The 12,988-nt window shown below is 72.9% G+C and carries 9 protein-coding genes; 6 read left to right on the top strand and 3 right to left on the bottom strand.

Annotated elements, in window-relative coordinates:
- Nucleotides 1-106: 106 nt before the first annotated feature.
- Complete coding sequence (locus tag OG737_RS01180; protein ID WP_328926695.1) at nt 107-1,294, top strand: IS4 family transposase; 1,188 nt, start codon at nt 107-109, stop codon at nt 1,292-1,294.
- 209 nt (nt 1,295-1,503) lie between these two features.
- Here the strand turns inward: OG737_RS01180 and OG737_RS01175 are convergent, their stop codons facing one another.
- Nucleotides 1,504-3,345, bottom strand: coding sequence for a serine hydrolase (locus tag OG737_RS01175; protein WP_328924239.1), 1,842 nt, complete (start codon nt 3,343-3,345; stop codon nt 1,504-1,506).
- Nucleotides 3,346-3,495: 150 nt separating this feature from the next.
- Here OG737_RS01175 and OG737_RS01170 point away from each other — a divergent pair, with 150 nt between their 5' ends.
- The 4 genes from OG737_RS01170 to OG737_RS01155 all read left to right on the top strand — a co-directional run bounded on the left by OG737_RS01170 (nt 3,496) and on the right by OG737_RS01155 (nt 7,802).
- On the top strand, nt 3,496-4,602 hold the full coding sequence (locus OG737_RS01170; RefSeq protein WP_328924238.1) for a nitronate monooxygenase family protein: 1,107 nt from the start codon (nt 3,496-3,498) through the stop codon (nt 4,600-4,602).
- An 18-nt stretch (nt 4,603-4,620) separates the two neighbouring features.
- Nucleotides 4,621-6,171 (top strand): acyl-CoA synthetase, encoded by a 1,551-nt coding sequence (locus OG737_RS01165; RefSeq protein ID WP_328924237.1) that lies wholly within the window; start codon nt 4,621-4,623, stop codon nt 6,169-6,171.
- A 184-nt stretch (nt 6,172-6,355) separates the two neighbouring features.
- Entirely contained in the window at nt 6,356-6,556 is a 201-nt protein-coding gene (locus OG737_RS01160) for a hypothetical protein (RefSeq protein WP_405921093.1), read from the top strand.
- Nucleotides 6,557-6,701: 145 nt separating this feature from the next.
- Nucleotides 6,702-7,802, top strand: coding sequence for a calcium:proton antiporter (locus OG737_RS01155; RefSeq protein WP_405921092.1), 1,101 nt, complete (start codon nt 6,702-6,704; stop codon nt 7,800-7,802).
- A 36-nt stretch (nt 7,803-7,838) separates the two neighbouring features.
- Here the strand turns inward: OG737_RS01155 and OG737_RS01150 are convergent, their stop codons facing one another.
- Nucleotides 7,839-10,265, bottom strand: a complete 2,427-nt coding sequence (locus tag OG737_RS01150; protein ID WP_405921091.1) for a penicillin acylase family protein — start codon at nt 10,263-10,265, stop codon at nt 7,839-7,841.
- A gap of 156 nt (nt 10,266-10,421) precedes the next feature.
- On the opposite strand from OG737_RS01150, the gene OG737_RS01145 reads away from it, so the two are divergent.
- Nucleotides 10,422-11,966: a fatty acyl-CoA synthetase gene (locus OG737_RS01145; protein WP_405921090.1), complete on the top strand. Its 1,545-nt coding sequence runs from the start codon at nt 10,422-10,424 to the stop codon at nt 11,964-11,966.
- Between the two features lie 71 nt (nt 11,967-12,037).
- Here the strand turns inward: OG737_RS01145 and OG737_RS01140 are convergent, their stop codons facing one another.
- The gene (locus OG737_RS01140) at nt 12,038-12,919 is read right to left on the bottom strand and encodes an oxidoreductase (RefSeq protein ID WP_405921089.1); all 882 of its coding nucleotides are present in this window, start codon (nt 12,917-12,919) and stop codon (nt 12,038-12,040) included.
- Nucleotides 12,920-12,988: the final 69 nt, after the last annotated feature.

Genomic DNA, 12,988 nt, shown 5'->3' with positions numbered 1-12,988 from the left:
GCGCCCGGCCGGCGGTCACCGGTACGCGCGGTACCGGACGGGGCCTAGTCGCAATGCCGTTGACATTGATCTGGATCGGTGAGACGACGTCATCGGGGGTGGTGGCATGGCGTCGTCTCTGCCGGATCTGGCCGGGGTGGGTGTGCTGACCCGGATGTATCCGCCGTGGCTGGTGGACGAGGTCGTGGCCCAGTGCGACCGGACGGAGAAGCGTCGGCGGCTGTTGCCGGCCCGGCTGGTGGTGTACTTCCTGCTGGCGATGGCATTGTTCTCGCCCGCGCCGTATCTGGAGGTCATGCGGCACCTTGCTGAGGGCCTGCGGTGGGCGGGGCTGTGGGGGTCGTGGCATCCACCGAGCAAGGCTGCCATCTTCCGGGCGCGTGGACGGCTCGGGGTCGAACCGATGGCCGCGCTGTTCGACAGATGCGCCCGACCGCTGGGCACGCCCGCGATGCCCGGGGTGTTCTGGAGGGGCTGGCGGCTGATGGCCATCGACGGCACCCGTTTCGATGTCGCCGACAGTGCGGCGAACGCCGCTGAGTTCGGCCGCCCTGGGACCGGCCGCGGGGAAGGCACCGGCGGATATCCGCAGGTCCAGGTCGTCGCTCTGGTCGAATGCGGCACCCACGCCGTCGTCGATGCGGTGCTCGGCGGCTGGCATGACGGCGAGGTCCGCCTCGCCGAGGACCTGGAACGCTCACTGACCGAGGACATGCTCGTCCTGGGCGACCGCAACCTGCCCTCGACCCGGTTATGGCGAGCCCTGACCAGCAGCGGCGCTGACCTGTGCTTCCGCGCCAAGACCAACCGCCGCCTGCCCGTCCTGCAAACACTGCCCGACGGGTCCTGGCTCACCGTGATCCAGGCCGGAGACGACAAGAAGGCCGGCCGCGAGCCGGTGGCGGTCCGCGTGATCCGCTACCGCCTGGACGACCCGGGACGACCCGGCGAGGACCAGTACGTGCTGCTGACCTCGGTCCTGGACCCGGTCCGGGCCCCGGCCGCCGACCTGGCCGCGCTCTACCCGCAACGCTGGGAGTGCGAGAGCGTCCTGGACGAGATCAAGACCCATCAGCGCGGCGCCAAGACCGTTGTCCTGGCCAGCAAGACCCCCACCGGCGTCCGCCAGGAGATCTATGCCCACCTGCTGGTGCACCACGCCCTGCGCGCACTGATGGCCGAAGCGGCGGCCGGTAGTCCCGAGCCGGTCGACTGCGACCGGCTCTCCTTCACCACCGCCCTGCGGGCGGCCCGCCGCACCGTGACCATCCTGCCCGGCTCTTTTTCCCCCTGACCACCTGCACAGGGCCTGGCGGCATTTCCGCGCCGAGGTCACCGAGCGGCTCCTGCCCCCGAGGCGACTGCGCAGCCAGCCCCGGGTCGTCAAACGCAAGATGTCGAACTACAAGGCCAAGGCCAGTCGCCACCGCGACTGGCCCCAGCCAACCCGGCCCTCACACGACGCCATCGTGATCCAACCGCCATAAAGCAACGGCATTGGGCCTAGTCGGCCGAGCGGGTCCAGCCGATGGCCACGATGCGGGCGGCGTCGGAGGGGCGGTCCTCCGCGAACAGGAGGCGGGCCGGTTCCGCCACCCGTACGACGTCCACGTACACCCCGCGCCCGACGTAACGGCCGGTCGCGGTGTGGCGGAAGCGCAGCCGGACCTCGCGCCCCGACCAGGCGGCCGTGAGGGGGGCCTCCAGGCGGTGCCAGATGCGGCCGGACCAGCCGCCCGCGGAACCCCGGGGCCACGACTCGGCGGCGCCGCCGGTGGACCGCACCGTGGTGAACGGCAGCGGCTCCCAGTGCTCCCCGTCCGCCGAGGCCTCCAGGTGGAACGCGCCCTCACCGGGCACGGTGTCCCACCACACGGCGCAGCGCAGCCGGGCGGCGGACGTCGCCGGGGTGAGCGGCGGCAGGTTCAAGGTGCCCGAGGCACCCGGAATGGTCCCGGAGAACCAGGCCGGGCCGCCGTGCTTCGTGCGGACCGGGACGGCGCGGGCGAAGCGGTTGCCGACGGCCACCCGCGGCGCGCTGCCCGCCCGCCAGGTGCGCACGGGGTGGACGGAGTTGCCGAGCAGGATCAGGAAGGAGTCGGTGGAGGGGTCGAGGACCAGGGAGGTGCCGGTGAAGCCGGTGTGGCCGGCGGAGTGCGGGGTGGCCATGGCGCCCATGTACCAGTGCTGGTAGAGCTCGAAGCCGAGACCGTGGTCGTCGCCCGGGAAGGCGGTGTTGTAGTCGGTGAAGAGCAGCTCGACGGAGGCGGGACGCAGGATGCGCCGGCCCGCGTACACCCCGCCGTCGAGGAGGGCGCGGGCGAGGACGGCCAGGTCCCAGGCGGTGCCGAAGACCCCGGCGTGGCCCGCGACTCCGCCGAGGGCGTACGCGTTCTCGTCGTGCACCTCGCCCCACACCAGTCCGCGGTCCAGGCCGGACCAGGGCGGGCGCTGCACCTCGGTGGCCGCGGTGACCCGGCGCCAGGCGCGCGGCGGGTTGTACCGGGTGCGGTGCATCCCGAGCGGAGCGGTGATCTCGTCGTGGAGCAGGACATCCAGAGTGCGGCCGGTGATCTCTTCCAGGAGCAGCTGGAGGGTGATCAGGTTCAGGTCGGAGTACCGGTAGACGGTCCCGGGAGTCTCCTGCGGGCGCACCGACCACAGCAGCCTCAGCCGGCCCTCGCGTGTGGACTCCTGGTAGAAGGGTGCCCACGAGCGCAGCCCCGAGGTGTGCGTGAGCAGCTGACGGACCGTGATCAGCTCCTTGCCGCCCCCGGTGAAGGCGGGCAGGTACCGGTTCACCGGCGCCTCCAGCTCCAGCCGGCCCCGCTCCATCTGCTGCACGGCAAGGATGGAGGTGAACAGTTTCGTCAGGGAGGCAAGGTCGAAGACGGTGTCCTCGGCCATCGCGATCCGCTCGGCCGCCGGGAACTCCCGGGCGCGGTCCGTCCGCCCGTCGTAGTCCGCGTACCGCACGGCGTCGCCCATGGCGCGGTGCAGCGCGATGGTGCGGCCCCGGCCGGCGAGGACCACTGCCCCCGCGTAGTAAGGGTGTTCGGGGGAGGGGCCGAGGAACCGCCGCGCCTCCTCCGCCACCCCCTCCAGGTGCTTGTCCAGCAGCCCGGCCTGGCGCGCCGATCCGTACCGCAGCCGCAGCCCCTGGAGCGCCCGCCGCTCGGCCGCGCCGCCCGCCGCCCCGGCGGAGCCGCCGGGGAGTGCCGCGTGCAGGACGAGCACCCCGCCCAGCGCGAGCAGCCGCGCCCCGAGCCGCCGTCGGCTCAGCCCGTTCCCGCTCGCGGCCGCCCCTTCCTCACCTGTCGCCCCGTCAGCCCCCGTACCCACCATGTCCGGCCCTCCTGTTCCCGACTGCGCCGCACGCTAGTGGGTATCTGCCCGCCCGTCGGGCACCGTCCGCACCGACCGGCCCGTAAAGAATCTGACACTGCATCAGAAAATCTCTTCCCTCGGATGCACGGCTGCGGCATCCTGCCGCCCATGGAGACGGAGCTGAGCAAGAAACTGGGAGTCGAACACGCCATCTTCGGCTTCACGCCCTTCCCGGCGGTCGCCGCCGCCATCACCCGGGCGGGCGGATTGGGCGTACTCGGCGCGGTCCGCTACACCGCGCCCGACGACCTGGCGCGCGACCTCGACTGGATGCAGGCGCACACCGACGGCAAGCCCTACGGTCTCGACGTCGTCATGCCCGCCAAGAAGGCCGTCGACGGCATCAGCGAAGCCGACATCGAGGCGATGATCCCGGCCGGTCACCGCGCCTTCGTCCGCGACACCCTCGCCAAGCACCACGTACCCGAACTCGCCGAGGGCGAGGCCTCCGGCTGGCGGATCACCGGCTGGATGGAGCAGGTCGCCCGGAACCAGCTCGACGTCGCCTTCGACTACCCCATCAAACTCCTGGCGAACGCCCTCGGTTCCCCACCCGCCGACGTCATCTCGCGCGCCCACGACCACGGCGTCCTCGTCGCCGCCCTCGCCGGCAGCGCCAAACACGCCCGCCGCCACGCCGAAGCAGGCATCGACATCGTCGTCGCCCAGGGCTACGAGGCCGGCGGCCACACCGGCGACATCGCCACCATGGTCCTCGTCCCCGAGATCGCCGAGGCCGTCGCCCCGCTCCCCGTCCTCGCCGCCGGCGGCATCGGCAGCGGCGAGCAGATCGCCGCCGGACTCGCCCTCGGCGCCCAGGGCGCCTGGCTCGGCTCCCTCTGGCTCACCACCACCGAGGCCGACCTCCACTCCCGCGCCCTCACCGAGAAGCTGCTCGCCGCAGGCTCCGGCGACACCGTCCGCTCCCGCGCCCTCACCGGCAAGCCCGCCCGCCAGCTGCGCACCGAGTGGACCGACGCCTGGGACGACCCGGCAGGCCCCGGCGCGCTCCCCATGCCCCTGCAGGGCCTGCTCGTCGCCGAGGCCGTCTCCCGGATCCAGAAGTACGAGGTCCAGCCACTGCTCGGCACCCCGGTCGGCCAGATCGTCGGCCGGATGAACACCGAACGCAGCGTCCAGGCCGTCTTCGACGACCTCACCCGCGGCTTCGAGCGCGCCATCGACCGCATCAACCGCATCGCCGGACGGGCCTGAGAGAGGAACGCGACCGCCATGACCGAACGACCCAACGGCTTCTGGGCGCAGGCTGCCGCGGACCCGCAGCGCACGGTCCTCGTCACCCCCGACGGCGAGGAGTGGTCCGCCGGGCGGCTGCACGCCGACGTCAACCGCCTCGTCCACGGCCTGCGCGCCGCCGGTCTGGAGAAGGGGGACGTCTTCGCCGTCGTCCTCCCCAACGGCGTCGAGTTCATCACCGCCTACCTCGCGGCCTCCCAGGCGGGCTTCTACCTCGTTCCCGTCAACCACCACCTCGTCGGCCCCGAGATCGCCTGGATCGTCTCCGACTCGGGCGCCAAGGTCCTCATCGCCCACGAGCGCTTCGCCGACGCCGCCACCGCCGCGGCGGACGAGGCGGCCCTGCCCGTGAGCCACCGGTACGCCGTCGGAGCGGTCCCGGGCTTCCGGCCGTACGGGGACCTCCTCGAAGGACAGCCGGGGACGCCCCCCGAGCAGCGCACCCTCGGCTGGGTCATGAACTACACCTCCGGCACCACCGGCCGCCCGCGCGGGATCCGCCGGCCGCTGCCCGGCAAGCTCCCGGAGGAGACGTACCTCGGCGGGTTCCTCGGCATCTTCGGGATCCGGCCCTTCGACGGCAACGTCCACCTGGTCTGCTCGCCGCTCTACCACACGGCCGTCCTCCAGTTCGCGGGCGCCGCCCTGCACATCGGCCACCCGCTGGTCGTGATGGACAAGTGGACCCCGCAGGAGATGCTGCGGCTGATCGACCAACACGCCTGCACACACACCCACATGGTCCCGACGCAGTTCCACCGGCTGCTCGCGCTCCCGCAGGAGACCAAGGACGCGTACGACGTCTCCTCGATGCGCCACGCCATCCACGGCGCCGCGCCCTGCCCGGACCACGTCAAGCGGGCGATGATCGACTGGTGGGGCCGGTGCGTGGAGGAGTACTACGCCGCGAGCGAGGGCGGCGGAGCCTTCGCCACCGCCGAGGACTGGCTGAAGAAGCCGGGAACCGTCGGCAAGGCCTGGCCGATCAGCGAACTCGCCGTCTTCGACGACGACGGCAACCGGCTGCCCGCCGGAGAACTGGGCACCGTCTACCTGAAGATGAACACCGGTGGCTTCAGCTACCACAAGGACGAGGGCAAGACGAAGAAGAACCGCATCGGCGACTTCTTCACCGTCGGCGACCTGGGCCTGCTGGACGAGGAGGGCTACCTCTACCTCCGTGACCGGAAGATCGACATGATCATCTCGGGCGGGGTCAACATCTACCCCGCCGAGATCGAGTCGGCCCTGCTCACCCACCCGGCGGTCGCCGACGCCGCCGCCTTCGGCATCCCGCACGCCGACTGGGGCGAGGAGGTCAAGGCGGTCATCGAACCGGCGGAGGGCTTCGAGGCGGGCGACGCGCTGGCCGCGGAGATCCTGCACCACTGCGAGGGGCAGCTCGCCCGGTACAAGCGTCCCAAGACGGTCGACTTCATCCGGACGATGCCGCGCGACCCGAACGGCAAGCTGTACAAGCGCCGCCTGCGCGACCCGTACTGGGAGGGCCGCGAGCGGGCGGTATGACCGCGCTAGCCTGACCAGCGCAACGTGCGGGCCGGCCGGGGTAACAGGCGGCCGTGGTGCGTGGTGCGGTGCGGTGCGCAAGGGCATCGGTGAGATGGGTGGCGGCGGACCGTCGAGGTCCCCTTCCTTCTGCCACCCCACCGCACTCCCCCGGCCGTGCGCGGGCGGGGGAGGTAAGGACGTCATGAACGCGCGTACCACCACCCGCCGCTCCCGGCGCCGGGCCCTGGCCGTCGCGGCCCTCACGGCGGCGGCCGTCACCGGCCAGCTGCTCGTCATGTCCCCTCTGGCCCAGGCCGAGGGCGGTCTGGGCGGGGAGGCCCAGGGATCCCCGGGCTCGCCGGGCAACGACGGTGGCGACGGCTACGTCGTCATCTTCTGGTAGTCCGGTCGAAGTTGCGCCGGCTGCGAGGCCCTCGTACGGGGACTCCGCGGCCGACGCGCCCGCTCTCGGCGCACACCCGTAGAATCGAAATCGCCCAGCTGGTCCTGTTCGCCCCGAAGGTGCCACTCATGGCAGCGTGGGGGGCATGAGTACCGCCGCACGCAGATTCCCCGTCACCGACTGGACCGTCGTGGTCCCCGTGGTGGCGCTCGTCGCCCTCGTCCTCAGCTGGGGGCGCGACCTGCCCGCCCCGGCCGTGGCACTGGTCGCCCTGTGCCTGGGCGGCGCCGTGCTGGCGGCCGTCCACCACGCGGAGGTCGTCGCCCACCGGGTCGGCGAGCCCTTCGGCTCCCTCGTCCTCGCCGTGGCCGTCACCGTCATCGAAGTGGCGCTCATCGTCACGCTGATGGCCGACGGCGGCGACAAGGCCGCCTCGCTCGCCCGGGACACCGTCTTCGCCGCCGTCATGATCACCTGCAACGGCATCGTCGGCCTGTCCCTGCTGGTCGGGGCCCTGCGCAACCGCGTCGCCGTCTTCAACGCCGAGGGCTCCGGAGCGGCCCTCGCCACCGTCGCCACCCTCGCCACCCTCAGCCTGGTCCTGCCGACCTTCACCACCAGCAAGCCCGGCCCCGAGTTCTCCACCGCCCAACTGGCCTTCGCCGCCGTCGCCTCGCTGGCCCTGTACGGGCTCTTCGTCACCGTCCAGACCGTCCGCCACCGGGACTACTTCCTGCCCGTGGACACCGGGCGGAGCGCCGACGAGGACGACCACGCCGCGCCGCCCACGTCCCGCGCCGCCCTCGTCAGCCTCGGCCTGCTGCTCGTCGCCCTCGTCGCGGTCGTCGGCGACGGCAAGGCGATCTCCCCGGCCATCGAGGCGGGCGTCGCGAGCGCCGGACTCCCCAACGCCGTGGTCGGTGTGATCATCGCCCTGCTGGTGCTGGCGCCCGAGACCCTCGCCGCCGTCCGGGCCGCCCGCCGGGACCGTGTGCAGACCAGCCTCAACCTGGCCTACGGATCCGCCATCGCCAGCATCGGCCTCACCATCCCGGCCATCGTCCTGGCCTCGCTCTGGCTCTCCGGCCCGCTGCTGCTGGGTCTCGGCCCGGTCCACATGGTGCTGCTTGCCCTGACCGTCGTGGTCGGCGCCCTCACCATCGCCCCGGGCCGCGCCACGCTGCTCCAGGGCGGGGTGCACCTCGTGGTGCTGGCCGCCTACCTCCTCCTGGCCGTGAGCCCGTGAGCCCGTGAGCGGCACGGCCGGGAGGAAGGACACGGGTCAGCGGCGCTCGCGCGGCCACACCACCTTGAGCTGCGGCGAGGTGAGGATGTCCCGCTCGCAGAACCGGGACGTCACCCAGCGCTCCTGCGCGAACAGCCGCGTCTGGTCGGCGTAGTACGGCGACTCCGGGTTCGACGACTGGCTGTACGTCAGCAAGGTGCGCGCCACCGGGCAGCGGCCGCCGTTCCAGCCGACCGCCTGGATGTGGCTGGACCCGTGCACGACCTCCGGGTAGCCACCGAGGGCCGCGTTCCACGGCGCCTCGATCTTGTTCCAGATGCCGAGCGCCTCCGTACCGCCGCCCACCGGCATCTTCTGCCCGGCGCGGACCACGAACTGGTGCTCGCCCAGCGGGGCGTCCAGCGCGATCCCGGCGCCCCTCAGTTCCAGGACCGCGTCCGCGAGCGCCCGGCCGACGCCGGGGGCCGCCCGGTTGAGCGTACGGGGCGTGCGGACCGGATCGGCCGCGGAGAACGGCACCAGCCACAGGTCCTTGGCCGGGGTGGTCGCCGTCAGCTTGCGCCAGAACCGGTCGAAGAGCAGCGCGCCACGGCTGGCGCTGTCGGCCGTACGGTCCCAGCCCGCCAGCACCCCGCAGGCCGCCGAGACGTCCACCGCGGTGCCGTCGCCCGCCGTCGCCGTACCACCCGGCAGGGCGGCGCAGGCCTGCGCCGCGTCCGCCGCCGCCAGGTCACCGGCCGGCGCCCGGTTGGCGAACTGCTGCTTCTGCAGGTCGGCCACGGTCAGGCCGCCCTTCTCCGCCATCGCCGCCACGTCCTCGATCGCGCCGCGGGTGCGCAGCGAGCGCGGGGCCGCCACATTGCCCCAGACCCGCTCGTAACCGGTCAGTGGCCGCTCCGCGTTGGCCAGCCAGGCACTGTCGTTGGAGTTCTCGGCGTACGGGGCGTCGCGCAGCGTCGGCGCCTTCCCCGGTCCGAAGACCCCCGGCTGCACCGCGTCCGGATCCGAGCCGGGCGCGCAGTCGCCGCGCGCGCCGTCCAGTACCGCGAGCCCCGAGGCGGGGTAGGTGGCACGGCCCAGCGGCGTGGAGCAGCGCGCCGCGAGCTCGTCGGTGATCCGGGGGAGCACCTGGGACTGGGTGAAGAGGGTGCCGCCCGCCGAGTCGGCGGCCACGGTGTTGACCCACGGCAGGCCCTGGGTGCGCCTCAGGGCGGCCTGGATCCCGGCCACCGAGCGGGCCTTGCCCATGGCGAGCGCGGTGTCGGAGCCGCGCAGGTTCGCCGCGTTGGGATCGTTCAGCGCGTACGCCGTACCGGCCGTCCAGGTCAGCGGCAGGCCCGGGCCGAGGTTGGAGACCACCGGCCCGTAGCGGGTCCACCACTGGGTGCGGGTCACCGGATCGCCGCCCGCCACCGGGACGGTGACGGTCCGCCGGGTCATCCGCTCCGGCTTGCCGTCGACCAGGTAGGCGGTCGGGTCGGCCGGGTCGAGGGTGAGCTGGTGGAGGTTGACGGGGGTGCCCGTGGCCACCGTGTGGCTCCAGGCCACCTTCTCGTTGAAGCCGATGTTGACCACGGGGTTGCCGAGCAGCGAGCCGCCCGAGACGTTCAGCTCGCCCGGGATGGTCTGCTGCGACTGCCAGAAGCGGCGCCCGCCCTGCCAGGGGTAGTGCGGGTTCCCGAGCAGCAGGCCGCCCCCGTCGGCCGTGGTGGATCCGGCGAAGGCCACCGCGTTGGAGCCCATGTCGTAGCGGGTGGTGTCGAAGAACTCCCTGGCCGCCTCGGCCGCGGCCGCCGGGTCGGGGTCCTGCGGCGCCGCGGCACGGGCGCCGGCCGCGGCCGGCGGCTGGGCGGCCGTGATGCCGTCGATGCCGCGGCCCTGGCCGCCGAGGACCGAGACCGCGAAGCCGCGGGCGGCCACATCGGTCGCGGTGACCGGGCGGACCCAGCCCGCGCCCTTGCAGGCGGGGTCGGTGATCTTGTTCTGGGCGAGCCAGGCGTTGTAGCCGGCGGCCCAGCCGCGCATCAGCTCCTTGAGGTCCTTGCCGGGACCGGCCGGAGCGGGCGTTTCCAGCAGCTTCTCGACCGTGCCGGACTCCCGTACGCCCTTGAAGTACAGGTCGCTGGAGAGGTTGCGGGCGGCGGAGGAGAGCGATCCGTCGGGCGCGGCGTCGGCGCCGAACCAGCGCGAGCGCTCACCGGCGAGGGTCACGAACCCGTCGGCGAGGACGCAGACCTGGTCCGCGGCCTGGGCCCAGCCGGTGCCGAAGCCCAGGTGCGCGTAGTCGCGGCCGACGATGTGCGGGATGCCGTTCTCGGTGTACCGGATGACGGCGGACAGGCCGCCGCCGGACGGTATCCGGTCGGCGGTCGCCGCCGAGGCCTGCGGTATCGCGGCCGTCGTGGCGAGCAGTGCGGCGCCGGTGAGGGCGAGGCGGCGGAGTGTCGGGCGGGTGCGGAGCAACGTACCTCCCAAGTGGCCTGCGGATGGGCGAGGTTGCCCGTGAGACAGGCGGTGCGTCCGTGCCCCCACACTCATGCAGGCAGTCCGATGATCTGTCAACATCCCGTTTGGTATCCGGTCATTGACCTCGGGCGGGGAGGAGGCGAGGATCACGCCATGACGGCAGTGCGGCACAACACGGTCGACGGACTGGTACACGACAGCGCGCGGCGGACCCCCGGCCGGGTGGCCGTCCGCTACGGCGGGCGGAGCTGGACGTACGCGGAGCTCGACGCGGCCGTCACCACCGGGGCCGCCGTCCTGCGGGAGCGGTACGGGCTGGCCGGTGGTGACCGCGTCGCCACCTTCGCGCACAACTCCGACGCCTATCTCCTGGTCTTCCTCGCCTGCGCCCGGGCGGGGCTCACGCACGTACCGGTCAACCAGAACCTCACCGGCGAGGACCTCGCGTACATCCTGGACGACTGCACCAGCGCCCTGGTCCTCGCCGATCCGGATCTGGCCGGGCGGATCCCCGGCGGGTATCCCGTACGGCCGCTGCGCGACGCACCCGGCTCCTTCCTGGCGGAGCTGACGCAGGCGGCGCAGGCGGCGCAGGCGACGGAGCCGGCCGAGCCGCCCGCTCCTCGGCCCGGCGGGGACGCGCACGGGCTGGCGCAGCTGCTCTACACCTCGGGGACGACCGCCCTGCCCAAGGGCGCGATGATGACGCACCGGGCGCTCGTCCACGAGTACGAGAGCGCGATCGAGGCGCTCGGCCTGTCCGAGGACGACCGGCCGGTGCACTCGCTGCCGCTCTACCACTCGGCACAGATGCACGTCTTCCTGCTGCCGTACCTGGCGGTGGGCGCGGAGAACACCATCCTGGACGCGCCGGTCGCGGAGCAGATCTTCGACCTGGTGGAGGCGGGGCGGGCGGACAGCCTGTTCGCGCCGCCGACGGTGTGGATCGCCCTGGCCAACCACCCGGAGTTCGCGGTGCGCGAGCTGGGCGCGCTGCGCAAGGCGTACTACGGGGCCTCGATCATGCCGGTGCCCGTGCTGGAGCGGCTGCGGGAGCGGCTGCCGGGCCTCGGCTTCTACAACTGCTTCGGTCAGAGCGAGATCGGGCCGCTGGCCACGGTGCTGGGGCCGCAGGAGCACGAGGGACGGATGGACTCCTGCGGGCGGCCGGTGCGGCACGTGGAGGCGAAGGTCGTCGACGAGGACGGCAAGGACGTCCCGGACGGTACGGCGGGCGAGGTGGTCTACCGGTCGCCGCAGCTGTGCCTGGGGTACTGGAACGACCCCGGGGCGTCGGAGCGGGCCTTCCGGGACGGCTGGTTCCGCTCGGGGGACCTCGCGGTGCGGGACGCGCAGGGGTACTTCACGGTCGTCGACCGGGTGAAGGACGTCATCAACTCCGGCGGTGTGCTGGTGGCCTCACGGCAGGTCGAGGACGTGCTGTACACCCACCCGGGGGTGGCCGAGGCGGCGGTGGTCGGGCTGCCGGACGAGCGGTGGATCGAGGCCGTCACGGCCGTGGTGGTGCCGCGCGGAGAGGTGACGGAGACGGAGCTGATGGCGTACGCGCGGGAGCGGCTGGCCCACTTCAAGGCCCCCAAGCGGGTGCTGTTCGTGGACGCCCTCCCGCGCAACGCCAGCGGCAAGATCCTCAAGCGTGAACTCCGCGACCGCTTCGCCGCGCCGCCGCCTGCCTGACGCCCGGCGTTCGCGGTGACGGCCCCGGGAGCCCGGACGGGCCCGGCTCCCGGGGCTGCCGCCCGTACGGCTTACGCCGCCGGAGTGGGCGCGCCGTCGAAGTCCGTGCCGCGGCTGACCGACTCCCAGGCCTGGGCCTCCGCGCGGGTGGCGTCATCGCGGGCCGTGATGAAGTCGACCGCGTCGTTGCCCAGCACCAGCCTCAGCGGCGTGTTCTCGGCATCCAGCGCGGCGAGGATCGCGGCAGCCGCCTTGACCGGGTCGCCGGGCTGGTGGCCGTCGGTGGCCGGCATGCCCTGGCGCACCGGGCCGACCACGTTCTCGTAAGCGGGCAGGGCCGTGGTCTGCCGCAGGGCGTTTCCGCTCGTGAAGCCCGTACGGAAGGAGCCGGGCTCCACGATCAGCGCCTTGATGCCGAAGGCGGCGACCTCGCCGGCGAGCGCCTCGGTCAGGCCTTCCAGCGCGAACTTGGTCGCGCAGTAGGCCCCGACGCCGGGGAAGGCGAGCCGCCCGCCCATGCTGCTCATCTGCACCACGGCACCCGACTTCCGGGCCCGCATGTGCGGCAGCGCGGCCCGCGTGAGCGCCGCCGGGCCGAAGAAGTGCAGCTCCATCAGCTCGCGGAGCTCGGTGTCGGAGGTCTCCTCCACCGCGCCGAGCAGACCCCGTCCGGCGTTGTTGACGAGGACGTCGATCCGGCCTAAACGGTTCACCACCTCGCCGACGACCTCTTCGGCGCGCGCCGTGTCCGTCACGTCCACCGCGATCGGCACGAGGCGCTCGGGGTGGGCGGTGGCCAGCGCGGCGAGGGAGTCGGGGCGGCGGACCGCCGCGACCACGGTGTCCCCGGTCGCGAGTACGGCCTCGGTGAGGGTCAGGCCGAAGCCGGACGAGGCCCCGGTGATCAGCCAGACCCGGCCCTCGGCCTTGGTCTCCCGGTCCTGAACAGACATCAATCCCCCTGTGGGTGAAGGTGTTCGTCGATCGTTACCCCCGACATCCTGGCATCGTCGGCACGGTCA

This window comes from Streptomyces sp. NBC_00122, assembly GCF_045160845.1.
Classification (GTDB): domain Bacteria; phylum Actinomycetota; class Actinomycetes; order Streptomycetales; family Streptomycetaceae; genus Streptomyces.
This window is presented reverse-complemented; position numbering and strand designations above follow the sequence as displayed.

What these genes read in the sequence shown, in the direction of transcription:
- OG737_RS01175 (WP_328924239.1), bottom strand. Translation starts at nt 3,345, where the DNA reads ATGGTGGGTACGGGGGCTGACGGGGCGACAGGTGAGGAAGGGGCGGCC.
- OG737_RS01180 (WP_328926695.1), top strand. Translation starts at nt 107, where the DNA reads ATGGCGTCGTCTCTGCCGGATCTGGCCGGGGTGGGTGTGCTGACCCGG.
- OG737_RS01165 (WP_328924237.1), top strand. Translation starts at nt 4,621, where the DNA reads ATGACCGAACGACCCAACGGCTTCTGGGCGCAGGCTGCCGCGGACCCG.
- OG737_RS01170 (WP_328924238.1), top strand. Translation starts at nt 3,496, where the DNA reads ATGGAGACGGAGCTGAGCAAGAAACTGGGAGTCGAACACGCCATCTTC.
- OG737_RS01155 (WP_405921092.1), top strand. Translation starts at nt 6,702, where the DNA reads ATGAGTACCGCCGCACGCAGATTCCCCGTCACCGACTGGACCGTCGTG.
- OG737_RS01140 (WP_405921089.1), bottom strand. Translation starts at nt 12,919, where the DNA reads ATGTCTGTTCAGGACCGGGAGACCAAGGCCGAGGGCCGGGTCTGGCTG.
- OG737_RS01160 (WP_405921093.1), top strand. Translation starts at nt 6,356, where the DNA reads ATGAACGCGCGTACCACCACCCGCCGCTCCCGGCGCCGGGCCCTGGCC.
- OG737_RS01145 (WP_405921090.1), top strand. Translation starts at nt 10,422, where the DNA reads ATGACGGCAGTGCGGCACAACACGGTCGACGGACTGGTACACGACAGC.